Source organism: Halobacteriovorax sp. HFRX-2_2, from assembly GCF_043196705.1.
Taxonomy (GTDB): domain Bacteria; phylum Bdellovibrionota; class Bacteriovoracia; order Bacteriovoracales; family Bacteriovoracaceae; genus Halobacteriovorax_A.
Map to the genome: position 1 here is coordinate 932980 of NZ_JBEBMT010000001.1, position 26321 is coordinate 959300.

Annotated in this window: 21 protein-coding genes; 8 read left to right on the forward strand and 13 right to left on the reverse strand. The window is 39.9% G+C overall.

What is annotated here, in order from left to right; genetic code table 11:
• The 4 genes from ABMA79_RS04510 to ABMA79_RS04525 are packed head-to-tail and all read left to right on the forward strand — an operon-like array spanning position 1 to position 4212.
• A complete protein-coding gene (locus ABMA79_RS04510; RefSeq protein WP_392855919.1) occupies positions 1-738 on the forward strand; it encodes an ABC transporter ATP-binding protein in 738 nt (245 codons plus the stop codon).
• Entirely contained in the window at positions 731-1555 is an 825-nt protein-coding gene (locus tag ABMA79_RS04515; RefSeq protein ID WP_393090632.1) for an ABC transporter permease, read from the forward strand. Before ABMA79_RS04510 ends, ABMA79_RS04515 begins: the two co-directional genes overlap by 8 nt.
• A complete protein-coding gene (locus tag ABMA79_RS04520) occupies positions 1555-2913 on the forward strand; it encodes a hypothetical protein (protein WP_393090635.1) in 1359 nt (452 codons plus the stop codon). Before ABMA79_RS04515 ends, ABMA79_RS04520 begins: the two co-directional genes overlap by 1 nt.
• A 27-nt stretch (positions 2914-2940) precedes the next feature.
• Positions 2941-4212, forward strand: coding sequence for an acetyl-CoA C-acetyltransferase (locus ABMA79_RS04525; protein WP_392855912.1), 1272 nt, complete (start codon positions 2941-2943; stop codon positions 4210-4212).
• Positions 4213-4271: 59 nt separating this feature from the next.
• On the opposite strand, the gene ABMA79_RS04530 is transcribed toward ABMA79_RS04525, so the two are convergent.
• The 3 genes from ABMA79_RS04530 to ABMA79_RS04540 all read right to left on the reverse strand — a co-directional run bounded on the left by ABMA79_RS04530 (position 4272) and on the right by ABMA79_RS04540 (position 5748).
• Positions 4272-4547, reverse strand: a complete 276-nt coding sequence (locus ABMA79_RS04530; RefSeq protein WP_392855911.1) for a hypothetical protein — start codon at positions 4545-4547, stop codon at positions 4272-4274.
• An 18-nt stretch (positions 4548-4565) separates the two neighbouring features.
• Positions 4566-4922: a hypothetical protein gene (locus tag ABMA79_RS04535; RefSeq protein WP_393090637.1), complete on the reverse strand. Its 357-nt coding sequence runs from the start codon at positions 4920-4922 to the stop codon at positions 4566-4568.
• A gap of 88 nt (positions 4923-5010) precedes the next feature.
• The gene (locus tag ABMA79_RS04540; RefSeq protein ID WP_393090640.1) at positions 5011-5748 is read right to left on the reverse strand and encodes an NAD-dependent deacylase; all 738 of its coding nucleotides are present in this window, start codon (positions 5746-5748) and stop codon (positions 5011-5013) included.
• Between the two features lie 48 nt (positions 5749-5796).
• Between ABMA79_RS04540 and ABMA79_RS04545 the strand changes: the two genes are divergently transcribed.
• Positions 5797-6840, forward strand: coding sequence for a metal-dependent hydrolase (locus tag ABMA79_RS04545; protein WP_393090642.1), 1044 nt, complete (start codon positions 5797-5799; stop codon positions 6838-6840).
• Here the strand turns inward: ABMA79_RS04545 and ABMA79_RS04550 are convergent.
• Positions 6826-7494: an alpha/beta hydrolase gene (locus ABMA79_RS04550; RefSeq protein WP_393090645.1), complete on the reverse strand. Its 669-nt coding sequence runs from the start codon at positions 7492-7494 to the stop codon at positions 6826-6828. The two genes, ABMA79_RS04545 and ABMA79_RS04550, sit on opposite strands and share 15 nt — an antisense overlap.
• Before the next feature lie 36 nt (positions 7495-7530).
• Between ABMA79_RS04550 and ABMA79_RS04555 the strand changes: the two genes are divergently transcribed.
• Positions 7531-7818 (forward strand): hypothetical protein, encoded by a 288-nt coding sequence (locus ABMA79_RS04555; RefSeq protein WP_393056000.1) that lies wholly within the window; start codon positions 7531-7533, stop codon positions 7816-7818.
• A 7-nt stretch (positions 7819-7825) separates the two neighbouring features.
• Here the strand turns inward: ABMA79_RS04555 and ABMA79_RS04560 are convergent, their stop codons facing one another.
• Both ABMA79_RS04560 and ABMA79_RS04565 read right to left on the reverse strand, forming a co-directional pair.
• Positions 7826-8542, reverse strand: coding sequence for a diacylglycerol/polyprenol kinase family protein (locus ABMA79_RS04560; RefSeq protein ID WP_393090646.1), 717 nt, complete (start codon positions 8540-8542; stop codon positions 7826-7828).
• Positions 8543-8579: 37 nt separating this feature from the next.
• Positions 8580-9905: a cation:proton antiporter gene (locus tag ABMA79_RS04565; RefSeq protein WP_393090649.1), complete on the reverse strand. Its 1326-nt coding sequence runs from the start codon at positions 9903-9905 to the stop codon at positions 8580-8582.
• 157 nt (positions 9906-10062) lie between these two features.
• On the opposite strand from ABMA79_RS04565, the gene ABMA79_RS04570 reads away from it, so the two are divergent.
• Both ABMA79_RS04570 and ABMA79_RS04575 read left to right on the forward strand, forming a co-directional pair.
• Positions 10063-10530, forward strand: a complete 468-nt coding sequence (locus tag ABMA79_RS04570) for a hypothetical protein (protein ID WP_392855893.1) — start codon at positions 10063-10065, stop codon at positions 10528-10530.
• A 269-nt stretch (positions 10531-10799) separates the two neighbouring features.
• Complete coding sequence (locus ABMA79_RS04575; protein WP_393090651.1) at positions 10800-18455, forward strand: beta strand repeat-containing protein; 7656 nt, start codon at positions 10800-10802, stop codon at positions 18453-18455.
• Between the two features lie 144 nt (positions 18456-18599).
• Here the strand turns inward: ABMA79_RS04575 and ABMA79_RS04580 are convergent, their stop codons facing one another.
• Genes ABMA79_RS04580 through ABMA79_RS04610 form a run of 7 tightly spaced genes read right to left on the reverse strand, consistent with a single transcriptional unit; the run spans position 18600 to position 26308 of the window.
• Positions 18600-19313 (reverse strand): sulfite exporter TauE/SafE family protein, encoded by a 714-nt coding sequence (locus ABMA79_RS04580; RefSeq protein ID WP_392855889.1) that lies wholly within the window; start codon positions 19311-19313, stop codon positions 18600-18602.
• Positions 19297-20700 (reverse strand): cytochrome c oxidase accessory protein CcoG, encoded by a 1404-nt coding sequence (ccoG, locus tag ABMA79_RS04585; protein ID WP_393090654.1) that lies wholly within the window; start codon positions 20698-20700, stop codon positions 19297-19299. The genes ABMA79_RS04580 and ccoG overlap by 17 nt, the downstream gene beginning before the upstream one ends.
• Positions 20701-20718: 18 nt before the next feature.
• On the reverse strand, positions 20719-21330 hold the full coding sequence (locus ABMA79_RS04590) for a cbb3-type cytochrome c oxidase N-terminal domain-containing protein (protein WP_393055995.1): 612 nt from the start codon (positions 21328-21330) through the stop codon (positions 20719-20721).
• Positions 21323-21523: a cbb3-type cytochrome c oxidase subunit 3 gene (locus tag ABMA79_RS04595; RefSeq protein ID WP_021267131.1), complete on the reverse strand. Its 201-nt coding sequence runs from the start codon at positions 21521-21523 to the stop codon at positions 21323-21325. Before ABMA79_RS04595 ends, ABMA79_RS04590 begins: the two co-directional genes overlap by 8 nt.
• A gap of 2 nt (positions 21524-21525) precedes the next feature.
• Positions 21526-23679: a cytochrome-c oxidase, cbb3-type subunit I gene (gene ccoN / locus ABMA79_RS04600; RefSeq protein WP_392858003.1), complete on the reverse strand. Its 2154-nt coding sequence runs from the start codon at positions 23677-23679 to the stop codon at positions 21526-21528.
• 8 nt (positions 23680-23687) lie between these two features.
• On the reverse strand, positions 23688-23864 hold the full coding sequence (ccoS, locus tag ABMA79_RS04605) for a cbb3-type cytochrome oxidase assembly protein CcoS (protein WP_392855879.1): 177 nt from the start codon (positions 23862-23864) through the stop codon (positions 23688-23690).
• The gene (locus ABMA79_RS04610; RefSeq protein WP_393090657.1) at positions 23864-26308 is read right to left on the reverse strand and encodes a heavy metal translocating P-type ATPase; all 2445 of its coding nucleotides are present in this window, start codon (positions 26306-26308) and stop codon (positions 23864-23866) included. Before ABMA79_RS04610 ends, ccoS begins: the two co-directional genes overlap by 1 nt.
• Positions 26309-26321 lie beyond the last annotated feature (13 nt).

Below are 26321 nucleotides of genomic sequence, written 5' to 3' on the forward strand. Positions count from 1 at the left end.
ATGAGCGTAATTAACGTTGAAAATGTCTCTAAGAGTTATAGAGACCAAAAGGCATTATCTGACTTTTCATTGACTGTTGAGCATGGTGATGTTGTTGCTCTTTTAGGGCCAAATGGAGCCGGTAAGACTACTTTTGTAAAGTGTATGCTAAACCTTATTAGTGCTGATAGTGGAAAGATCTCGATTTATGATATCGATTCTAATGATCCAATGTCACGATCACGCCTTGTGTACCTACCAGAAAAGTTCACTTTTTATAATTACTTTACTGTTGAGGAAACTCTAAAGTTCTTTGCTGAATTTCATCAAGTCGAGAAGTCTCAAGTAAAAGAGAGAATTAAGGAGGCCCTAGGTAAGCTTTCAATAGGAGAGTTGGGTAAGAAGAAACTTAGTGAGCTGTCAAAAGGACAAATGCAACGAGTTGGTCTTTGTATCGCAATTGTCGCAGACAAAGATCTCATCATTTTAGATGAGCCATTTTCTGGTCTAGATCCAATTGGGATTAAAGATGTGAAGGATATTTGTCTTGAGCTTTCAAGCAAAGGGAAAACAATCTTAATCAACTCTCACATTCTTTCTGAGGTGGAGAAGTTTGCAAAGAAAGTTATTATTTTAAATCACGGTAAAGTTCAGGCCCAAGGCCTAATTGATGATGTTCGTGATGGGATGTCTTTAGAGGATCGTTTCTATACTCTAGTTAAAGGGACAAAAGAAGAAAGTGAGGAAGCTCATGTTTAATTTTACGCTAATTAAAAATACAATTGAAAAAGAAGTTAGAAATAAATCAGTCATCTTCTTATTTGCTATGACTGTTGTCGTAATGTATCTAGGTGGTGTTTTAAGTAATACTCTACAAGTTGAAATCCAAGAGTCGGGTTTTAGTACTTATCTCGCAACAGCAAGTATGACGGTTGTGATATGGATTATCAGTCTTAGTGCAAAGCTTGTTGCGGCCCTGATTTCGGCAAATATCTTTCGTAGTGATTTAGAGAGTGGTGTTATTTCTCAAATCTTAGCGCTACCAATCAATCGTTCTTCATACGTGATTAATCGTATGCTAGGTGGGGCACTTTTAAGTTTTCTTTACTTAGTATTCATTCTTATTATCGGTATTATTATCTTAATCTCGAATGATCTTGTTCCTAAGGGAGTGGACTTTTCAATGATTAAGATGACCGCTTCACTTATTCCACACTTCTTACAAATCTTAATTATCATGTTTGTTAGCTGCTTCTTTAGCTTATTCTTTAATAAGATTGGAACACTACTTTTAACATGTTTCTATGTTATCGCCTCGGTTGGTGTCTACACTTATATTCAGGCAGGAAATCCTGCACTATCAGGGCTTAACCTTTCTTCTATTTTTGGATTTATCTTTTATTGGCTATTGCCAAGAATTGGAGAAATTTCAGGTCTTGCGGATATGTTATCTTTAGGGGCCGAGTTAAATATCGATATCGTTAAGAGTTTTGTCTTTGGCCTTGTTCATCTTGTGGCAACTATGGCGATATGGGGATTTATTTTTAACTCTATCTTTAAGAGAAGATCGTTTTAATGAGAAAATTGCTAATTATCCATTCTGATGAGCGTATCCAATCTAGTGTGAGAGAGTACTTAACAAATGAGTACTCTTTTGAGATTGAATGCCTCGAGAACTCATCTCTAATAAAGAGTGCGGATGATTTAACAAGCTTCGATGGAATTATTTGCGAAAATAAATATATCGATAGTGAGGGGAGGAATATCCCCGGTGGTCAAAATTTTGTTAATTTCATGATCGATCACACGATTAAAAAGCCTGTTGTTATCTTAGGGGAGATGGAGATTGATTATGGTAATTTTACTTCTCTACCATCAAGATTCTCTCTTAGAGACATTAGCCTTCAACTTATCAAGAGCTTAAATATTACAGATGAAGAATTAAGACATTTGAAGATGCCCGACTTTGTTAGTGTTGAAATTACTAATTTCTATCAGCTTTCAAACCCATGTTGTGATATTTATATAAAAATGACTAAGGCCGGTGAGGAGCATTTTGTAAAGCGTATCTATGCTAACGATATTCTTGATAAGGATATTGTTAGGCGCTATGAGCAAAATAACCTAACTCATTTCTTTGTCCAAAAAGTAGACTTTGAAAAGCTTATGGGACAAATTCTTTCTCAGTCTTTAACTAAGGTCGTTAAGGCCTTCAAAGAAGATAAGAAGGTGATGGAAGTAAGTAGTGATACTTTTGAGATCTCTCAAAACCTTCTCAATGAAATAGGAATCACTCCACAAACTGTGAAGCTTGCTAAGACCTCAATTGTTGCTATGACAAAGACGGTAAATAGCTCAAAGAAGCTCTCGACACTACTTCGCTCTCTCTTAGAAAATGAAACAACATACGCATTCAAAAGAAATTATCTAGCGAGTTTATTCTTCTACCAGATTATTCCAAATCTTGGATGGGGAAGAGGTGAACAACTTAAGCAAACGATGGATAAGGTTTGTTATATTTGCTTTTTTCACGATATTGTCTTACGTGAAGAGAAGCTTCTTAAAATTCACTCTCTCGACGATATGGAGCAAGTGGACTTAAGTGAATCAGAAAGGAAGCTTGTTTTAGAACACGCCAATATGACTACTACTTTACTTCAAGAAATATCAGGGATTCCAACAGGGATTGATGTTATCGTTCGCCAGCACCACGGATCACTAAATGGCGTGGGATTTCCTGACGTGTACACGTCAAATCTCTCACCATTGGCGATTTGCTTTATCGTTATTGAAAAGTATGTTGTGGAAATACTCAAGTGTATTGAGGGACGTGAAAAACTAAAATTAAATACGATACTATCAGAGCTAGAAGAGTTCTTTCACTTAAGTAGTTATCGTAAAATAATCTTCGAACTAAAAAGCCTTATAGGTTAAAAGGCAAATTAATAAAAAGGAAATCTAATGGAACAAAGAAAAGTTTGTATTATCACGGGATCACGTATTCCATTTGCAAGATCTGGTACAAAATATCAGGGTGTCTCTAACAAGGAACTAATGACTGCTGCTTTAAAAGGTTTAGTCGACAAGATGAATCTTAAGGGACAAGAAGTCGGTGAGGTTGTTCTTGGTGCTGTTAGTAAGCATGCCTATGACTTCTCTCTTGCGCGTGAGTGTACAATTGAATCTGGACTGTCTTTTCACACTCCAGCTACAGATATTCAAAAAGCTTGTGGGCTTTCTCTTGAGGCCTCAAATATTATTGCCATGAAAATTGCAACAGGACAAATTGAGTGTGGTATCGCTGGCGGTGTTGATACAAATAGTGATATCCCAGTTGAATTCTCTAAGAAGTTCTCAGATGCCATGAGCCGCGCAAATTACGCTCGCACAACAGGTGATCGCATAAAGGCATTACTAAGTATTCGTCCGGCCGATCTAAAACCATCTTTCCCTGCGGTTAAGGAGCCTCGTACAGGACTTTCAATGGGACAAAGTTGTGAGCTTATGGCCCAACGTTGGAATATTGCTCGTCAGGATCAAGACCAACTAGCATGGGAGTCTCATCAAAATGCTGAGCGTGCATATAACGAAGGTTTCTATAGTGACCTTGTTGTACCATTTAAAGGCCTTGAGCGTGATGGCATTCTAAGAGCTAATACAACTGTTGAAAAGATGGGATCTCTTAGAACAGCTTTTGAAAAATCAGATAAAGCTACTTTAACAGCTGCTAACTCAACACCACTTACAGATGGCGCTTCTTGTGTTTTCCTATGTTCAGAAGAATATGCAAAAGAACATAACTTAGAAGTTTCAGCATACTTCACAACTTGCCAGTCGGCAGCAGTTGACTTTATCGAGGAAGAAGGGCTTTTAATGGCACCTGTTTATGCTGTACCAAAGCTTCTTAAACGTGCAGGTCTAACTCTTCAAGACTTTGATTTCTACGAAATTCACGAAGCTTTTGCTGCTCAAGTTCTTTGTACTCTTAAAGCTTGGGAAGATGAGGAATTCTGTAAAACTAAGCTCGGGCTAGACGGTGCGCTTGGATCAATTGATCGCTCAAAGCTAAATGTTAAAGGTGGCTCACTTGCTCTTGGACACCCATTTGGTGCTACTGGTGCAAGAATAGTCGCAGGCCTTGCTAAAATGCTTCAAGAAAAAGGCGGCGGACGCGGACTAATCTCTATCTGTACAGCAGGTGGGATGGGCGTTGTTGCTATCGTTGAAAGATAAAAATGAATATAAAAAGGCACCCAATGGGTGCCTTCTTTATTTGTACTTATTTGTTTGAATTATTTTTCAGTACAAGTTTCGTAACAAAGGTTTCTTTGAGCTTCGTCTTGAACAAGAGCACACTCATCAAAACACCATGGCATCGACTTGTTACCTGATTGGTACATGTAGCTATCAATACAGTAGTCACGTACTGAATTGAAACATGTGTAGAAATCTTCTTTGTTTGTTAACTCTTTACAAGTTTCTTGAGCTTCCATTGCACAAATTTTGATTTGGTTTGCGCTTGCGTTTACAGAAATAAAAAGAGTAGCAGCTAGTAATAATTTTTTCATATTTTTTCCCTCTAACGATTAAAGATCATAAACACATGAAGCGTTATTTCCTGTGATCTTCGCAAGTTCACTAAGGGCCGCTTCATATTGATATGAATTTAGTTTTCCATTTTCTTTTAAAGTATATTTTGATTTGTTATTTCCCAGATCTTTTTCAGCTAGAACCTTGAAATAGTCCGAGTAGATAATATTCTCAAGATCAACTAGGACATGATCCGAAATACGGGCCCAGTTGACGATGAGATTATATTGATGAAGCTTAGTATAGCCAGTGGCATAGTAAGCGTTTTCACAAATTTCTCTAATATTACTTGAAGCTTGTGCGTTAGATGTAACTGCAAAAAGCATCGCTAGTGTTAAAATCACTGATTTCATATATCTCTCCAATAGCATTGAGTGCCCACTTATAGCCAAGGGGATACGAAAATTAAAGTGATTTTATGAAATATGTAATTTCTGCACGCTAGATTTGAAGCATGGATTCCACAAAGTGGCGTACGCCTTGCGTTGCTACCTCTGCAATGGTTTCATCGAAAAGTTCAGCGTTATTTGTCGGGTGCGGATTGATCTCTAGACAGTGAGCACCGGCGCTCTTAGCAATCGCCACAAAGTTGGCCGCAGGGTAGACAAGCCCAGAAGTGCCAATTGAAATAAAGAGATCACACTTTAGGAGGGCATCTTGAATTTCGTCGAGATAGAGCGGAACTTCGCCAAACCACACGATATGTGGCCTTAGATTGCCCTTCGTATGACAACACTGGCAGCGATCTTCAACTGTAAGGTCATCTTTCCATTCATAGATTTTCTTCGTTTTCTTACAACGAACTTTTAAAAGCTGGCCATGCATGTGGAAGATATTTTTTGAGCCAGACCTCTCATGGAGGTTATCAACATTTTGAGTGATAATGGTTGTCTTAAATTTACCTGACTTTTCTAAATCGGCCAAGGCCTGGTGGGCATCATTAGGGTGAACTTCACCTGATTGTAGCTGTCGTCTTCTTTGATTATAGAATTCGTGGACTAAATTTGGGTTATTGTTGAAGGCCAAGGGAGAGGCCACTTCGTAAATATCGTGATTTTCCCAAAGCCCATTTTGGTCGCGAAAAGTCTTTAATCCCGACTCCTTAGAGATGCCGGCACCAGTTAGTATACAAATGTTTTTTATACCTGCAAGGAGTGCTTGGTCTTTTAAAAACTTCATGGAATTATGGTAACATACTCTAGGTGAATACATAAAGTGAGGATTTTAGTGGACCCATTATCACAGGCGGTACTTGGATCAATGGCTGCTCTAGGAGCGACCAAGGTTAAGTCAAAGATACAAAGAAAGAAGGAAGAACCAAAAGAGGCTAAAGGAGCTAAAGAAGCGCCTAGTTTAAAGACGATAGCTCTTTGGGGTGCCCTTGCGGGAATGGCCGCGGATCTCGATATTCTCATTCGCTCATCAACTGATCCACTATTTCACGTTCAATTTCACAGACACTTTACTCATTCACTCTTTTTTATTCCCATTGGTGCCTTGATTGTTAGTTTATTTCTTAAACTATTTAGGGTTCCTGTTAAAAGAAGTTATCTTTATACATTTTGTGCCTATGCCACCCATGGCCTCCTGGATTCATTTACAAATTATGGAACACAACTTTTTTGGCCCCTTTCTTCCACAAGGGTTGCTCTAAATACTGTTGCCGTTATTGATCCTCTTTGTACAATTCCACTAGTTATTCTTGTTCTTACTTGTCTACGTACGAAGAATTTGAAATTTAATACTGCGGCCATCATCTATGTTATTGCTTTCATGTCTCTTGGCTTTTATCAAAGAGAGCGCGTGACAAACTTTCTAACAACAAAGGGGCTTATTAATGAGCAGACCCAAAGAAAGATGATCAAGCCTACGATCTTTAATAATGTGGTCTGGCGTGGAATTGTTGTCGACCAAGATCAGGCAAAGTTCTATGCCGTTAAAAGTATTCCTTTTGGTAAGATTAAACTCTATCCAAAAAGTGAGAGTGCATCCATTGTTAAAGAAAAAGAAATTAAGAATCTTTTAAAACATTATAAGTCAGATAAGTTCCCTTATGACTATGAGAGATTTAGAAGTTTTACAAGTGGCTATCTTCACTGGGGAGAAGGCAATACAATTGTGGACTCTCGCTATAGTATTCTTCCTTACTCGTCAGAGTCTATGTGGGATATTGAATTTCACAAAGGTGAAGGGCACGTAACCTTTAATACTTCCCGTGCTGTGGACATCAATTCACGTAAAGAATTTTTAAAGCTCTTATTTGATTTCTAGTAGGTAAGATTCTAGGGCCTTTAAATTCTCTGGTGTAATTTCATGAGAATTAATCTCAAAGCTTTCGTATCGAGCATCAGCTATTTTCTTTCTTAGCTCTAAAAAGCTATTGTGAGAATTTTCAAATTCGACAACAGGATCACCTTCGTTATGAATTGAAAGGTGCTTAAAGTTTAAGTTCTCGCCAAGCTTATCGACTCTTGTATTTGCATTTATGGCAATAGAGGCATGGATCCCTGGAAGGTAACTTGCCATAATTGGTGCAAGATAGCCTCCTTGAGAATAACCAACGATAGTGACATCTTTAAACTCAATATTTCTTTCTTTTAATAAATTTCCGAGGGCCTCAATCGGTGTACTCATATCGATATAATACTTCTGTCTTGTGTGATCATAGAAGTACCAGCTATAGCGATAGGTAATTTGATTTGGCCTAATCTTAGGAATTGGAAAAACACCATTTGGGATGAGTATACGAAAGCTTTCGCTAATTTGTGGTGATAATTTATCAACGATATTTTCTTTGATTTGTTCGTTATTTTGAGCAAAGCCGTGGAGGACTAAAAGTGTCTTCTGTGCTTTAGGGTTACCCATTTCAAAGTAATCAATTGGGAGATTTGTACCAACAATTGTGCGACTAGTATTATTTTCCATATGTTCTATAATAGATGGGGCGAGGGGAATTTTAAAGTGAATTCTAAAACCGATAAGAACCTACAAAATGACGATATGGATTTGGCCAAAGAAATTATCTTGGAGAATATATCGTTCTTTGAGTGGATGAATATGGAGAATCTCCTCATTTCAATCAAAAGTGAGGATCTCAGTCTTCTTGATGAAGTGAATATGGAAGTACTGGAGTCCTACCTAAACGAATTTATCAAAGAAGGACTCGTGGAAATAAAGCACGAGGCCAAGAACGAAGCTTTTTACCGTCGTGTTCAAATTAAGAAAAAGAAATTTTTGAAATTCTTTTAGTGTCTCATTATAGAAAGATTGCCATGAATACCCAAAGGGCCCCTGCTGTTGATAGAGGAATCGTTAGGTTGTCATCAATTTTAAAATCCATAAAGTCCACGGCCGTTACAACAAGAGAGCTACAAATTGTGACAAGAGCAATTCTTATATTAAACTCGTAAACACTTAGAAGAACCATCAGGTGAATCGCAACTGTTGCAATTAAAAAAGCTAGAGTTCCCTCAAGGGAGCGGTTATCTTTTAACTTTGTCTTTCCAAAGCGAATTCCAATGATAGCACTTAAAGGGTCACAAACTGCAAGTGTGAAAACAGCAACAAGTGTAATGGTTTTTGGAAATGTTAGGATTGTTAGAAGGAGGCCCATTAGATATGGCATCGAGGCCGACTCTTTAAGTTGTTCCTCTGCACGTAAAAGGTAGCGACTACCTAATTTCATTAATCGATTTTCTGGGTAATTAATTCTAATTTGTTCAAGAATATAGAAAACGCATGTAGCAATACCAAGAATATGGACGGCCTGGGCGTGAGTTAGAAAATGCTTATAGATCATCCCCGCAATGAGGCCCATCGAGAAGTGAAATATCCTACGTGGCATATGTAGGTCTTTTCTTGTCTTCGTAATTTCTTCTTTTGTTTCGTTTTCTTCTTGTGAAACTTGTTCAGTTATATCTTTATTCGATGCTTCCACATCGTTATTTTCATTATTTGAAATCGTCGTATCCATATAGGCATCTTAACTCAGGTTGTTAATCCTGACAAAACTATTTTTTTAGTCCCGAGAGGCTGTTCGAGATAAAATCTTTGGTGATTTTAAAAATTGAACGGCGATCCTGTCCATAGCTAAATTGTCCGTCGTTTAGAGACTCCAGGGAGACCTCTCCGCTGCGTTTAAGCGCTTCTTTAAGGATAAGCGGACCTGCTATTTCAAAGATGAAAATACTGGAGATTATGGTTTGAAAGATAATGTCGCTCGTAACATGGGGAATTTTTTGAATGGCCATGGCAATGGCAATTGCTGTCCCAGCATGAGAGTAGAGGCAATGTCCTAACATATTGTAATCATTAGTTGTTACCCGCCTGGCGAAGATACGGTGGGCAAAGAAGACAGAAAAAGTACGTATGACAATGTACATGATCACAAAGAGGGCATTTTCAGAAATTAGACCTGCAATATTTATATGTGTACCAGCGTAGACGAAGAAGATTGCATAGAGTGAACTTCCAATATCTCTTACTGTTGTGTGAATGAGCCTCCCTTTTGAAGAGGCCTGAGTTACCGTAAATCCAAGAACTAGTGAAATTAAGAGAACATTTAAGTTTAAAAAATAGGCCAGAGTTTGAGAAAAGAGAATCATTGTAAGAATTGAAAAGAGGAAGTTACCAATCTTATTTTCAAAATTCTCAAGCCATGTCAAAAGCAGTCCAAGAGCAACTCCAATTGCAATGGAGCCAATAACTTCCTTGGCCATGGAAAGAATCGACTGATAGGAAGAAACAGACGATGGCCAAAGTCCCGTTGCCTGAAAGATTGATGTAAAGAATAAACTACCAACAATAGTTAAACCTGTTACTACTGCAAGGTGGATCATGATGGCATCAGTTATCGGGCCATGAGTATTATATTCTTTCATAACAAGAACCGTCGTAGGCGGTGCTGCTTCAATACTTATAATTCCAAGCATGACGGCAATAATAAATACATTGGCCGCGGAGAGTCCGGTAAATATCAGCAGGCAAGTAGCAAAGAGGATGCTACTGATAAGAAACATCAGAAAGACTTTAAAATGCGTTTCTTTGATGAGCTCGTTACTTAATCGCCGCAAAAGATACTTATTAAATTCCCCACCAATATTAAAGAGAATAAGCCCTAAGGCCAGGTCTGAAAGATAATTCGTTTTTTCTAGAAATTCGTGAGTGATGATACCCGTGACATAGGGACCTAGGATAATCCCAAGCATAATGAAGCCACTGACTTTGGGGATACCGATAAATTTAGTAAAACGTGCTACCACAAGACAAAGCAGAAGGCACAGGCCTAGAATTGGAATAACGGCCTGGGTATCTGTTAAATCGATGAAGTTGAACACATCTAACCTCGCTCTTTGGCTTTGTTGAAATTTAACGCACACAGGCGCTAGATTAAACTTAAGAGGTATAAAGATGCGTTAATAAGATTAAGTTTTTTACAACTAATGATGTAAATGGCTACAATAGGAGTATCAATTATTTAACGAGGTTGTTCATTTGAAGAAGAAAATCTATTTCACACTTTTTATTCTCGCTATCATTGCAGGTCTTCTAGGTTGGGGAATCTTAAATTACCCTAAATCTGATGGGACTCGCTCTGGAAAATTAGTGCGAATTACAAAGAAAGGTGTCTTCTTTAAAACATACGAGGGAACACTTGATCTCGGTAGTGGAGATCGACTGACGTGGGGATTTTCAGTTCATGATAAGGCACTAGGCGAGCAGTTAGTTGCTCAGGCCGGAAAGAACGTAAAACTTGAATATAAAGAGCTCTTCTTTAAATTCTTCTACGAGACGAATAATGTCGTTGATGGTTGGTCGATTGTTGAAAGTGCTGAGGATAATGTCTTTCTATGCCGCTTAGTTCGTATCCTACAAGAAAACTCTTCTGTTGTTGAGTACCTAAGACCTCGAATTCAAGAGCAGGATAGTGAGCTGCTACAGCGCATGCGTGACTGTAAATAAGTGTGCCATGCTCCTTTGGTTTCGCACTTGCTAAGAACTGCCTTGATTATTTCGTATTTAGCAGATGCGAAACCAAAGGTGCATGGCACCTAGGCTTGGCAGTTTGAAAATCTTCGATGCTAAATCAGGCCGATGGCCATAACTTGAGATCTCAATAGATTAGGTTTACAAATAGCTAATATTACTAGCATTTGTGAACAGTATCTTTAGCTAGTTATGCTAAATACTAAAAATTGTTAAGAAAATTTACTTTATGTCGATAAACTTGTTTGAGTAACGAAAATTATTTAACAGGTTTGATATCGATGCACGTTTTTCTCTTTCTAATAGCAATAGCTTTTAGCTCCTGTTCGAAGATTAAGTACTCTATCGTTGGTGGTGGAGGTATTACAATTCCAACAGTCTCTCTCTTAGACTCAGACTCTAGCAGTGAGGAGTTTAGTAATGACTTAACTGTTGGTATTAGTGTCGCAAATACAGATGGTGCGACAAAATATTGTATTTCTGAAACTCAAACAACTCAACCTACAGACACAGCAACTTGTAATGGCAGCGCTTGGACGGCGACTCCTCCTGCTACTTATACATTCACTCCTGGTGAAGGGAGTCGTGATCTCTATGTTTGGACGGCAGATAGTGCTGATCATATTTCCGAAGATCCAATTGTTGGAACTATTGAAGTTGATACCGTTGCACCAACAACGGCCATTACAACATCTCCTGCCACTGTCATTGATGAATCAAATCAAACAAGTTTTACTCTTAGTGGAACGTGTAGTGAAGACGGTGGTGAGGTTCAATTAACAAATGCAGCAAATGCGACGACAACTTGTTCAGGGGGAGCATGGAGTGTTGATGTTGATACAGCAGCAATTCCTAATGGTGCCCTCGACTTTGATGTTGTCTATACTGATAGCGCAGGAAATTCTTCGCCCCAAGAAACGATTTCTCTGACAAAGAACGTTTCGATGCCTGATCCAACACTTACAATGTCATCTAGTGACTCAAATGATTTAACAGTTGGACTTAGTGTTGGAAATGATACTTATGCGACGATGTGGTGTTTATCTGAAACTCAGGCCACAAAGCCGGCCGATACTTCGACATGTGCTGGTGGAAGTTGGGTGACGACTGAGCCAACTGATTTTACTTTTTCAGCAGGTGCAGATGGATCAAGAACTGTTTATATTTGGACGGCCACAACTGGTGACTATATCAGTGATAATCCAATTAGCGCTACGATCAATTATGATACTTCAGTTCCAAGTGTGACTATTACAAATACAGCTGGTGAAGTCTTTGGCCCAAGTGCTACTTTATCAGGAACCTGTACAGAAGATGGTAGCGTGACTCTAAGTGGAAATGTCGTGACGAAGTCAACAGCATGTACTGGAGGGAATTGGAGTGATACCTTTGACTTTAGCTCCCAGGCAGATGGAGCAGTAACCGTAAGTGCGACAGTTTCCGATAATGCCGGAAATACATCTAGTCCAGAATCTAAAAACTTCTCAAAAACTTCTAGCTACTTACACTCTCTAAATATTGATGCAATTAATAGTTACGATATTGACCTCAGTTACGCAGTAATCAACACAACAAATCTTCAAACATATAAATATCAAATAGCAACAGGAACAACGGCGCCAAGTGATTGTAGCGCAGGTGTTGACTTTGGAAATACTAATCTTTCGCAATCCATCTCATCACTTGATCCTTCAACACAATATAGCCTAACAGTTTGTTATATCGATACTTCAAGTAATACGATTGGACAACAAAGTACGACGTTTACAACTGCGGCCATCGCTTCTTCTGGAACGAGCTTAACGTGTTCAGGTGGAGGAGATGTTAATACAACTTGCTATGTAAATGATCTTCAAACCATGGCCGATGCAACAGTCATTTATATTCCTGGTAATCTTGTGATTCAAAGTGGTGGTGATATCTCTTCAAATGCTGTTGAGAAAATTATTATGCAAGTTGATGGGAGTACTACGATTGAATCGGGTGGAAAAATTTCTGCAAACCTTACTCTTTTAAGTACGACGACTCTTGATATTCAAGCAGGTGCAAGTATTGATGTCTCAAGCAAAGGTTATGCTGGTGGTGCCAGTGGCGCTGCTAATGGAAGTGGACCTTCTGGAGGTTTTGGACACTCTAACACAAGTGCTGACCCAGGTGGAGCAGGACACGCAGGGCCTGGTGGTGATGGCCGCTCAAGTGGAGGGACAACTGTCTATGGTTCAAGAACTGAGCCTGTTGACTTTGGTTCTGGTGGTGGTGCTGGTGATGCTCAGGCCGGTGGAGCCGGTGGTGGTGTCGCTAAAATTATTGCGACTAATTTAAATATTGATGGAAGCATTCTTGCCCAAGGTGGTGCTGGTGTTAACAGTTGTTGTGATCAAGGAGCTGGTGGTTCTGGTGGATCGCTATGGGTTATTTCTCAAAATACTATTACTGGTGGTGGTAGTATTTCTGTTAATGGTGGCTCTGCTGGTGGAATTAATGGTTCACAAGGGACGGGAGCTGGAGCAGCTGGACGAATTGCAATTTATCAAAACTCTGGGGTTTATACATTTAATGGAACCATTAGTATTTCTGGGGGAAGTGTCGGTACTCGCGCATCAGATGGAAGCTTCTATTTAGGTCTTGCAAGCAATGACCAACTTTGTGATAGTGGAAATTTTTCTTCAACATGTATTATTAATACTTCTAAAGTTATCGGTGGTGACATAATTCTCACTAGCGGAAACTTAACAATTGATACAACAGGAAACGTAAGCGTTAAGGGCCTTGACTCTGACTTTACTTTTAATAATGCTGCCGGCGATTTCACAATGGCCACTGGTAGTGTTTTATCAATGGATGCAATGACGGCCATTAGTAATATTGTTGCTAATAATTTTAATATGGCCGGGACACTAAACGCTAATATTTCAGACTCAACTATTTCAAATGCAACGATCTCTGGTGCCATTAATGTAAATAATAAGGGGTACTTCGGAGGCCGTGCCATGGGCAATGGTGGTGGACCAGCTGGTGGTATTGGGACTGATGATAATGGTGGTGGCGGTGGTCACGCAACAGATGGTTTCAATGGTAATGCTGGGACGGCCGGAGCTCCTGCATACGGTTCAATTAGTTCTCCTGTTGATTTTGGTTCAGGTGGAGGTGCTGGTGGTTCACGTATTGGTGGAAGCGGTGGTGGTGCCGTTAAGTTAAGTGTGACAAATACTTTAGATATTTCAGGAACAATCTCTGCTAATGGTGGCAATGGCCAAGAAAGTAGTGATATCTCTGGTGGTGGTGCTGGTGGTTCAATTTGGCTTTCTGCAGATAACTTAATTTTAGCTGCGACACTAACGGCAACTGGTGGAAGTTCTGGTCATACCAACTCCGCTGCCAATGGTGCTGGAGGACGAATTTCAATTATTGCAAATCAGGCAACTGTTAATGCAAATGTTAGCCACCTTGCTGGACGTGGAGTTGCTGAGGGAACGGCCTATGTAAATATCCCAAATATTTATCCAAGTTGTAGTGGTGGTGGAGATATTCTAACAACGTGTTATATCAATGATACTCAAACACTCATGGCCAATGTAACTTATACGATCTTAGGAAATTTAACTCTTCAAAGTGGTGCTCTTGTTCAAACTCCTGATGCTACAAGTATTGAGCTTAATATTGGTAGTAATCTTGTGATTGAATCTGGTGGAACACTTGCGGCCAATATAACAGAACTTAATGCTACAAATATTGATATCCAGTCGGGTGGTGCAATTAATCTTAATGGCCGAGGTTTCACTGGAGGCCGTGATGGTGGGCAAGATGGAAAAGGTCCTTCTCCAGGTCTGGGTAATGGAAGTGACGAGTCGGGTGGTGCTGGACACGCATCTACTGGCGCTAATGGAGAAGGTGGATCAACTACAGGTGGTAGCGTTACTTATGGTGTTGCGAGCGCTCCTATTGAATATGGATCAAGTGCTGGTTCTTCAAATGGGCGTGATGGTGGAGATGGTGGAGGTGCCATTAAAATCATTACAGATGACTTAATTGTTAATGGTTCCTTAACTGCTAATGGTACTGATGGGGCATCTAGTTCTATTTATGCAGCTGGTGGAGGAGCTGGTGGATCAATTTGGCTACAGATTAACAACTCATTTTCTGGTACAGGGTTAATTACAGCAAAAGGTGGTGCAGGTAAGACATATACCTACGGAGCAGGAAGTGGTTCTGGGGGCCGTATTGCCATTGAGTTTAATGGCTCTTCTTATGACTTCTCTGGAAATGTTTTAACGACAGGTGGCCTTGGAAAGAAAAGGGCCGGCGATGGAACGTTTTATTTAGCTCTAGCAAATCCTTCAGCGATTTGTGATAGTGGTGACCTCGTTTCAACTTGCTTTATTAATCAAAGTAAAACAATTGGTGCAAATTATACAATCAATGCAAATAACGTAGAAATTGCAGATAGTGTCTCACTATCTGTTGATGGTCTAAACCCTGGTGTTACACTTGATCTAACTGGTAACTTAACTCTTAAGCCAAACTCTAGTATCACATATCCTGCTAATGCTCGTGGTATTGAAATCCTTGCTGATGGAAATATTTCGTTAGAAACAAATGCAACGATTCTAGCTAATCTCACAAATCTAGAAGCGCAGACCCTGGAACTCCAAGCAGGTTCAAGTCTCAATGCAAAAGGACTTGGCTATCTTGGGGCCGGTCTTGGCCGTCAAGATGGTTTTGGGATCTCTCCTGGACTTTCAAATAATACAGATGAAGCTGGTGGTGGAGCTCACGCTTCTGCTGGTGGTAACGGAGAAGGCGCAGCAACGCTAGGTGGACAAACTCCATATGGTAGTGCAACCAATCCTGTTGACTATGGTTCAGGTGGTGGAGCTTCTAAGAATGTTTCTGGTGGTAATGGTGGAGGGGCCATTAAGATTGTGGCCAACGATATTATTGTAAATGGTAATATCCTGGCACAAGGAAATGACGGAGCGACCACTTCTATTTATGCTTCAGGTGGTGGTGCCGGAGGTTCTGTTTGGATTCAAGCGGCCAACTCTATTATTGGAACTGGAAATATTCTTGTTTCTGGTGGCGAAGGTAAATTATATTACTACGGAAGTGGTAGTGGTTCTGGTGGAAGGCTTTCAATTGAACTTGCAGGTAGTAATTATAACTTAACAGGTGTTGTTAATACTAATGGTGGCACTAGTAGTAAGCACGGTGGCCCTGGAACATTTCACTTAGGACTTTCAACTAATGATGCCATTTGTGATAGTGGTAATTTCGCAACTACTTGTACAATTGCTGCAACTAAACCATTAGGAAATAATATTGTTCTCACTGGTGCGGATCTTATTCTATCTCCAAGTGCAGGGCTTGCAATTCAAGGCCATAATGGAAATTTCTCGATTGATTTAACAGGAAGCCTAAGCCTTCAAGCTGGCTCAAGTATTTCTTATACAGAATATCTTAAATCGATTTCAATTGCGGCCGATACGGCCATCACAATTGAGAATGGATCATCAATTAATGCGAACCTATCTCTTCTTGAAACATCTGCTTTTGATCTTCAATCTGGTGGCCTAATTAGTGCAGTTGGACTTGGGTACTACGGTTCTAGAAATCGCCTTGAAGAAGGTTTTGGGCCTTCTCCTGGACTCACAAATAGTAATGATGAAGCTGGGGGCGGGGCGCACGGTGGAAATGGTGGAAATGGTGAAAACGCAACATCGACTGCTGGTGGAAATAGTCCATATGGTAGCTTAACTGCTCCTGTCACTTTTGGTTCAGGTGGTGGTTCATCTGGAAATTACCGAGGTGGTAATGGTGGTGGTGCCATCAAAATTATTGCTGATACTGTTAATGTTGATGGTGAGATTAAGGCCGACGCCAATGCTGGTTTAGGTGCAAGTATTTACGCTGCTGGTGGTGGTGCTGGTGGTTCCATTTGGATTACTGCTAATACAAGTTTTACTGGTACAGGTAATATTCAGGCCAAAGGCGGTAACTCTGGTGGACGTGGTGCTGGTTCAGGATCAGGCGGTCGCTTATCAATTGATATCACAACTTCAACTAATACATTTTCTGGATTTTTTGACTATGGGCCTGGTACTTCAACTCATCCAGGAGATTCTGGAACTCTATATTTTGCTTACTCAACATTAGACCAATTCTGTGATGTTGGAACAAGTGGAACGACTTGTGAAATTAACAATGCTAAGTGGCTACCGAGTGATCTCTTTGCTGGTAACTTAACTTTAAATAATGATATTTATCTCTATGATAGCGCTACAAATATTAACGTTACTGGTGATCTACTAGTGAAATCTGGTGCAACGATTCAGTCCCAAAATCGTGATAAGTACACTTTCGATATATCTGGAAATGCAACGATTGAAGCCGGTGCCACGATGAAGGTTAACCTTGCGGACTTTATTGCAACAAATCTCGATCTTGCTGGAACAGTTGATGTTTCGCAAAGAGGTTATACGAGTACGTCCGGACCAGGTGGAGGGAAAGACTCTAGTGGTGGGAATAATCATGGCGGTGCTGCTAGTTATGGAAGTATTGGTGGCCAAGGTTATAGTGCCAATACTTGGGGAAATCTGTATGGAGATGAAACTGCACCAACTGATTTCGGTTCAGGTGGTGGACGTCATGCTCATGCTGCCGGAGGTGACGGTGGTGGTGCCGTTAAGTTTTCTATTTCAAACTTAACAAATTTCACGGGAGCAATTTTAGCTAATGGTGGAAATGGTACTTATATATCAGGAAACTATGGTTCAGGTGGTTCAGGTGGTTCAATTTGGATCAATACTGGTTCAATTACTGGAAATGGATCAATGGCCGCTCAAGGTGGTTCTGCAACTGGATCTTCAAGTGGACATGGTGGTGCGGGCCGAATTGCTATCACGATGACAGACATTAGTGGTGTCTATCAATATGGTGGAACAATTGATATGAAAAATAACGATCGTGGAGTTGATGAAGGTTCATTCTATGTATCATTAATGGATCAGGACTCAATTTGTACAACAGGTGACTTTGCCTCAACTTGTACCGTTAGTAACGACCTAACACTAGGTGGTGTGCAAAGCTTTACAGGTGCCGGAAACTTTATTCTTGATACAGCTATGACTCTTAGAGTTTATGGAAATAATACTGATGTAGGTTTTGATGTTAGTGGGAATTTCTCAACAGCAACTTCTAGTTTAATTTCTGCAAGTAAAGATATTACTCAAATCCATTCAGGTGGTGTTGTCACTTTTGATGGAGCTGTTGAAGCTGGGCTTCCTGATGTCTATGCAATCGGAGACATTAATGTGAATGCATCTATTTCTTCTCTTGGTAAAGGGGAGCTTCCTGGCCGAATTGGTCATAATGGATATGGAGTGGCAGGTGGACTTGCCTGTTCAAGTGGAAATAATCCGGCCGGAGCGGGAGGACACGCTGGGGCCGGTGGAAATGGTTATTGTACTAATAGTGGAATTACATATGGTAGTGCAACTGAGCCAAATACTCCGGGTTCTGGTGGTGCAAGTGATGACTCGGGTGATTACAGTGGTGGTGCTGGTGGTGGTGTCATCTGGTTAGTTTCAGACGCTAATGTTAATATTTCCGCAGCAGTCGATTCAAATGGTGTTAACGGAAACCTCTCTGGTGCAACAGGTGGCTCTGGTGCTGGTGGTTCGGTTTATGTAAAGGGCCTAACTTGTGATGGTAGTGGTAATATATCAACAATTGGTGGATCAAATACGACAGGTTATCGCGGATCAGGTGGCGGTGGTGGCCGTATTCACGTAAATTGTGGAACGAATAATTGGCTTGGACTTGCTGATGCCTCTGGTGGCCTTGGTGCCGATGCCAGTCGTGATGGTGGAGTTGGTAGCGTCGACTATACAGTTATTCCGTAAGCGTAAGCATCGCACCCTCTTACCAAGACCAGTACTTAACTGTTAAAGCAACGAGTAGGCAAGGAAAGAGGATGATCACAGTGAAGAGCAAAAAGTTAAATGCATAGAACTCTGGATCTTGAAAAAATTTAGTTATCATTTTCTTTAGTGACATGTTGGCGCTCCTGGCGCTGGACTCCACATCATATACACGCGGTAGACGATTGTAGCAGTTCCAATAATTAAAAATAGGTAAGGGACACCAGCTTGAATTCTACTTGGGAATTTTATCTTTCTAATGGCACTTGGCCCAAATAATAGTCCCGGAAGTGTTCCTAGCCAAAAGAAGAATACAAAGAGTGCTGCTAGTGCAGGTGAGGCCGCACTTATCGCTAGTGCTAACATCGCCCATAAAAGCCCACATGGAAGAAGAACACTGATACTCCCAATTGAAAAATTAAAGAGGTGAGGTTTATTTCCAACTTTCTTTGAAATTTTTGGCCAAAGCTTGGCATTCAAGTTGTGTAATTTTTGTGAAACAGTTTGAGCAAATTTGAAATTTGAGAATTTAAAAAGCCTTTTAAGTCCCATCCAAATTAAGATCAAACCAATACTCAAACCTGAAAAAAGCATAAGATATGGGTTTGATTTGATATCTAAGATTGTAAAGCCAAGCACCGGGATAACCAGTGCTGTGGCCATGTAGCCCAGAAGTCTTCCTACTTGGTAGGACATGTTTTGACTAAAGGACTTAGAGACGGCCATGGTAATTCCGCCACACATTCCCACGCAGTGGAAATTAGCAACAAGCCCCATTGTAAGACCTGCGCTTATGATAACGTATGGAGAGATTCCCTGTAGACTACTTAACTGGTCCAACGAGTACCGCCTCTTTAATGATCTCTTCATTTGTGTCGAGATCTTTTATGATGAAATTAAATTTTAAGCTTCCGTTAGTTAGTACTTCATTGTTAAAGACGATGAAGACAATTTTTCTTTCGTGATTCGATTTGAAAACGAAAGGGTTTCTTGGCATTTTTAACTCGTAAGAGCCTTCTTTAATACCTTGGACTGCAATTTCGATATTTCTTTCGACAATATCACCACTTTGTTCAATAACGATATGAAAGTGGTTTCTTGTTGTCGTCGGAGAACTTACCGTAAATGGTGTTCCTGGCCCTCTTAGAACTGTCGTTGTGATCCCTTGTGATAAAGAAAGACTATAAACAAATCCGATGATTAGACCTATAAGAACAACAAGGTAGCCGATATTTCTAATTGAAAAAATATGGCGGCCCTTTCCTTCAATATTACTTTGAGTGTCGTAACGAATGAGCCCTTTTGGTCGATTCGTTTTTAACATGATGTCGTCACAAGCATCGATACAATTTGTACAAGCGATACATTCTAGTTGGACACCACGTCTGATATCAATTCCTGTTGGACAGGCCTTAACACAAGCATAGCAATTGATACAATCACCATGCTCTTCAGGTTTCATTCCTGGTTGACGTCTTGGCTCTCCACGTCTTTCATCGTAAAGAATTGCCAGTGAATTCTCATCCATAATTACAGACTGCATTCTTCCGTAAGGACAAGCGATAATACAAAACTGCTCTCTAAACCAACCGAAGTCTAAAAGGACAATTGTTGTAATAATAAGCATGATTGTGAATAGAGTGAAATTCTCTGCTGGGTTTTGAAAGCTAACAGAGAGTAGGTGATGTGTTCCTACAAAGTACCCCAAAAATGTATGTGAGATATGTAGAGAGACGGCAAGGAAAGCAATCCACTTAAGTGATTTCTTAATAACTTTCTCTTTCGTCCACGGTCCTTCAGCTAATTTCTTTCTCACTCTTGGCTTCCCTTCAATAAGGGCCTCAAGCTTGAGGAAAATAGAGGAGATAAATACTGTTTGAGGACATGCCCAACCACACCAAACGCGCCCAAAAATACTTGTGATAAACCCGATAAAAAATAGAAAACCGAGTATCACAAATATTAAAATAGGCGCATTGTGGGCATAGAATTTGTATGTAAAGAATGAAAACTCTCTGGCCGGGATATTAAGGAGAATCATTTGTTCTCCTTGAATATATATCCACGGCAAGACGAGATAGACAAAAATTAGAAACCAATAGAATATCTCACGCCTGGTTTTCCAGATACCTTTTACTTCTTCTGGAAACAGGAAGACGCGGTGTCCACTGTCATCAGTTGTACCTAGTCTCGATTCGTGTAATTCAAATTGTGATTTCTTTGCCATTTCTTTCTCTTTTAGTTCTTATTCGCTAAGTAGCTCACCTTGTGGCTCTTTAGCTTTTGCAGGAGTTGTTCCTTGCAGTGCTATTACATGGTCAGTAACGGCCATGATGTCTTCCTTACTTAGGATGTCTCCCCAAGCAGGCATCCCCATATCTTCATTACCATGAACAACAAACTTATAGATTTGTTCTGGATCAAGTTTAGTAATATTAATCCAGTGTTTATCTGTTAAGTTTGGACCGATATCCCCACCACCATCGTCAAGGTGGCAAGCTGCACAGTTTTCAATAAAGACAGTATTTCCAAGTTCTTTTGCAGCAGGTGTTGCTACATAGCTATCGTATGCTTGGATATCAAAGTTTGCAGTATTTGCTGCTTCAGCATCGATGATCTTTTGCATTTGCGCCATATCCATTTTGTATGTATCCAAAAGAGTTGGCCCGTCCATTAGGACGTAATACATAAAGTATGGGATAGAGAAGATAAATGAAAGTGCCCAAACACCTGTCCACCAGCTAGGTAGAGGGTGGTTAAGCTCTTGAATACCATCGTATTCATGATCCATAACAAGATCTTTCTCATCTTCAAGTACGATATTTTCTTGCTTCGATTTGTTATTTTCGTTAGTCATTGTTGCTTCCTTTGTTTTCATTAACGACTGCCTCGCCGTCAGAAAGTGCATTGTTGGCAACTTCTTCATAAAGCTCTTTTGAGCCCGGTCTCATTGACCAGAAGAAGGCGCCCAAGAAGATGGCCGCGAAAATGAATAGCGACACTGCTGGCATCCATTCCCACGGCATATTTTGCATTACTTCAGATTTCATCTCTATTCCTCTGACTTCGATTCTTTTGTATCGACCCCAAGTCTTTGTAGATACGCAATTAGTGCGATGATTTCCTTATCTTGCATTTTCATTGGAACACCAAACTCATTTAAACCTTTAGTGATTTGAGTTGCTTGCTCCATTGCAAGATCAATTGCATTTGTTACTTCATCTTCGCTATATGGAGTACCTAGGGCAACCATAACGTCCATTTTCTTCGGAAGCATTTTGAAGTTAACTTTCTTCTTAGTTAGCCAATCATAATTAGGCATGATTGATCCAGCAGTTACTTCACGTGGATTGATCATGTGACGGTAGTGCCACATATCATTGTATTTTCCACCAACGCGAGCAAGGTCTGGTCCAATACGACGTGATCCCCATTGGAATGGCCTATCGTATACAGATTCCGCAGCAGTTGAAGGGTTTCCGTAACGTAGTTTCTCAGCAACTGTTGGACGAATTTGTTGAGAGTGACATACGTAACATCCTTCTTTAACGAAGATATCTCGTCCCATAAGCTCTAGTGGAGTGTATGGTTTAACTCTTGGGTCTACTTCGACAAATTTATTTGAAAGCATTGAAGGGATAATTTCAATTGCTCCACCAACAACGATTGCAATTAAAGTTAGAACAGTAAAAGTTACAGGAAGCCCCTCAAGCTTTCTGTGAGTTTCAGCATTCGCATCTTCAGGGTGAGCTGAAATAGGTGCCGCTTTAAACACTTCTTGTGATTCTTCTTTGTCTTTGTTTGCATACTTAGCTTTCTTATAAGTCATCCATAGGTTGAAGATCATTAAGAAGAAACCAAGTAAAACAAATACACCACCAAATGCACGTACCCAGTACATTGGAATAACTTTAATAACTGTTTCAATGAAGTTAGGGTAAACAAGTTTTCCTGTAGCATCTACTGCACGCCACATTAGACCTTGAGTAATACCAGCAACCCACATTGACATCATATAAAGTAGAAGACCGATTGTTGCTAACCAGAATTGTGCGTTTGCAATTTTCTTAGAGTATAGCTCTGTCTTCCATAGTTTTTCGACACAGTAATAAAGGACACCAACAATTAGCATGTAGTTCCAACCGATTGTACCAGCGTGTACGTGACCTACAACCCAGTCAGTGAAGTGACCAATATAGTTTACCGATTTAATTGAAAGTAGTGGACCTTCAAAAGTTGCCATACCGTAGAAAGTTACAGCAGTAGCAAAGTACTTTAAGATTGGTTCAGTTCTAACTCTATCCCAAACACCTCTTAGTGTTAGAAGAAAGTTGATCATCCCACCCCAAGAAGGCATCCATAGGATAATTGAAAAAGTCATACCAAGTGTCTGTACCCAATCTGGAACAGATGAGTATAGAAGGTGGTGAGGACCTGCCCAAATATAAATAAATACTAAAGACCAGTAGTGGATAATCGAAAGTCTATATGAATAGATTGGACGATTAGCTGTTTTTGGTAAGAAGTAGTAGATGATACCTAAGAACGGAGTTGTTAGGAAGAAGGCAACAGCGTTGTGCCCATACCACCATTGAACAATCGCATCTTGAACACCAGCGTAAACAGGATAAGACTTTAAAAAGCTAACTGGTACAGAAAGAGAGTTAAAGATGTGAAGAACAGCAATTGTTACAATTGTTGCAATGTAGAACCAAAGGGCCACATACATATGACGTTCACGTCTCTTAATTAGCGTACCAATGAAGTTTACTGCAAAGACAACCCAAATAACTGCAATGGCAATATCAATTGGCCATTCTAGTTCGGCATACTCTTTCCCTGTTGTAATACCTAGTGGTAGTGTTAGTGCTGCTGAAACAATAATCAGCTGCCATCCCCAAAAGTGTACCCAAGATAAGAAATCTGAAAAGATTCTCGCCTTACATAACCTTTGAGTTGAATAATAAACCCCAAGAAACATCCCGTTTCCAACAAATGCAAAAATTGCAGCATTTGTGTGAAGTGGTCTTAGACGGCCAAAAGTTGTCCATTCTATACCTAGGTTAAGTTTCCAATAGGCCAATTGAAAAGCGATGAAAACACCCATAAATAGTGCAATCGCCCCCCAGAAAACTGTCGCCATTAGAAAAGCTTTCGATATCTTATCGTTATACGAGAACTCTTCTAGATTGGCATTCGTACTCATGCTCATAATCATTCTTCCTTTTTTTGGTTGTGAACAATATTATTATTCTCTTCTTCAAATAAAACTCTAATGGATGGCGTATCCAAGTCATCATATTGACCTGACTTAGTTGCCCAAATAAAAATCAATAGGAATCCTACTGCTAAGAATATTGCAATTGGTAATAGAACGATAATGACTTCCATCAGCTTTTTCCTTTATTTTTTAACATTCTCTTATCAAATCCAATTAATGGCAATGTACTTGAGAGAAGAACTGTTAAAGAACTGATAGGCATTAAGATCGCAGCATGCAGAGGAGTAATGATATGCATAAGCGCTAATGTAATTCCTACAATATTATATGTAACTGCAAACATAATATTTCGGCGTAAAGTACCTTTCACATTACGTGCAACTTTAAATAAGACTTTTATTAAATTTAGATCTTCTTGTGGCAGATAGATATCGCAGCTTCTAAGGGCAATATCGGCCTGTGCACCAATAGCAATGGACACGTTAGACTTAATCATGGCCAAGGCATCATTGTCGCCATCACCAACAAAGACAACGTTTTCTAGCTTGTCAGCAAGCTCTAGCTTCTGTTCTGGGCTTTGTTCGATATAGAGGCTAGTCTCATTAATTCCGGCTTCACTTGCGATCTTTTTGGCCATCTCTGAGGCATCACCTGTTGAGAGGTGAATATCGATACTTCGTTGTTGTAAGAAGCTAACGAGATCCTTTGATTCAGGTCTGATACTATCTTCGATCTTGAAAGTTGCAATGACTTCGCTATTTGCATAAAGTGCAATCTCGCCGTCAAGAAGGCCTTTTCCGATAAAGTAAGTTATTTCATCAATTTGTGCCTGAACACCTTTTCCAGTGACAACTTCAGCAACAATATCTGCATACTTTAAAAGACTCTCGTTCGATATTTTTTGTTTTGAGTATTTTTTTAAAGCAAAGGCGATAGGGTGTTGGGCCGCTCGTTCAAGTGTGAATGTTAAGGCAAGAACCTCTTCATCACTCATTTGTGAGTGATTCGAAAATGAGCTAACCGCAAATTTCCCCTTTGTCAGAGTTCCTGTCTTATCAAAGATGATATTCTTGGCATTATTTAACTCTTCAAGGCTCAATTCGTTTTTAACGTAGATTCCGTATGACTTAAGTTTATTAATTCGAGTTGCAACTACGATTGGTGTGGCCATGGCAAAAGCACATGGGCAGCCAACAATTAAAATTGCTAGGATGACTTCAAATGATCTTGAGAGGTCTCCTGTCACTAGGCCTTGAGTAAGGGCCACGATACTTAGAAGGATAATTCCAATTGTAAAATAGCGTGAGATCTTTTGTGCCCAAACATTGGCAGGATTTTTTACAATTGTATTATTTTCAATAGCAGAAAGATTCTTTCCTAGTTTTGTTTGTGTTCCAATGGCACTAATTTCAAGTGCTAGGTCATTGCTTAGGCTTACTGCTCCTGCTGCAATGAAGTCACCTTTATTGACTACTAATGGGCGGCTTTCCCCAGTGTTGATTGAGTTAAGAATAAGGGCCTTCTCACTAGCAAGCCTTCCGTCATAGATAATTCTTTCATCTTCTTCAAAGACAACGTGATCTCCAACTTCTACCTCGTTAGAAAAAACATGCTTAATTGCACTGCCAATAATCTTCTTCACACCTGTGTTTAGAAAGAGTGAAGAGATCCCCTTTGTTGACATGGACTTTTGAGTCAGCATTTTTACAAAGTAGCGAGAAAGTAGAATTAGAAAGATAAGTGTTGTGATTGAATCAAAGTAAACTGGGCCCGACTCTCTAAAGAAATTTATTGCTGAAAGTAAGAATCCAAAGACAATGGCCATGGCCAGTGGAATATCAACATTTGTGCTTCTTAGTCTAATTGCGCTAACACTATTCACTAGAATAGGCTTTGCACTATAGAGAATGACCGGAAGACAAAATGCAAAACTGATTCCATCAAATAACTTAACGTAATCACCAGTTGCTCCAGCATAGTTGGATACCGCATAGATCATGATATTACTCATGGCAGAAGCAGCGACTCCAATTTGCAGAATATCGCGACGATCACTTAATTTCTTTTCCTGATCTTTTTCAATATTAAATGGGTGAGGAGTGTAGCCAAGTTGCGCAAGTGTCGCAGCAAGCTTTGCAATCGAATATGGCCTCTTTGTATCAATTGTGAAGCTACCTAAGTTGTTTCCAATATTGACCTGGGCCTCGATGACCGAGTGTTCTAATTTTGAAATTCTTTCAATAAGCCAGATACAGGCAAAGCAGTGGACACCCTCTAATAGGAAGTGAACCTTAAGCTTATCTTCTTCAATTGTGACGTATTCACGAATGAAGGCTTCGCTATCCATATATTCAAACTTACTTTTCGAGTTACTAGGACGCTCTTTTAAGCTATTTGCTTGAGAGCCTTGCTCATTTTGATAACGGTAAAAGTCTTCAAGGTTATTACTAAGAAGCAGAGAGTGGACACTCATACACCCGTAGCAACAAAACTTTTCCAATTTGCCATCTCTTTCATTAGTGATGAGCTCACCAGGGGCAATTTCTTCAGAGCAGTGAAGGCACACTTCTGCCTCGCAAGACTGACTCTTGCTTGTGATACTTTGGATATCCATCTCTCTATTCTTG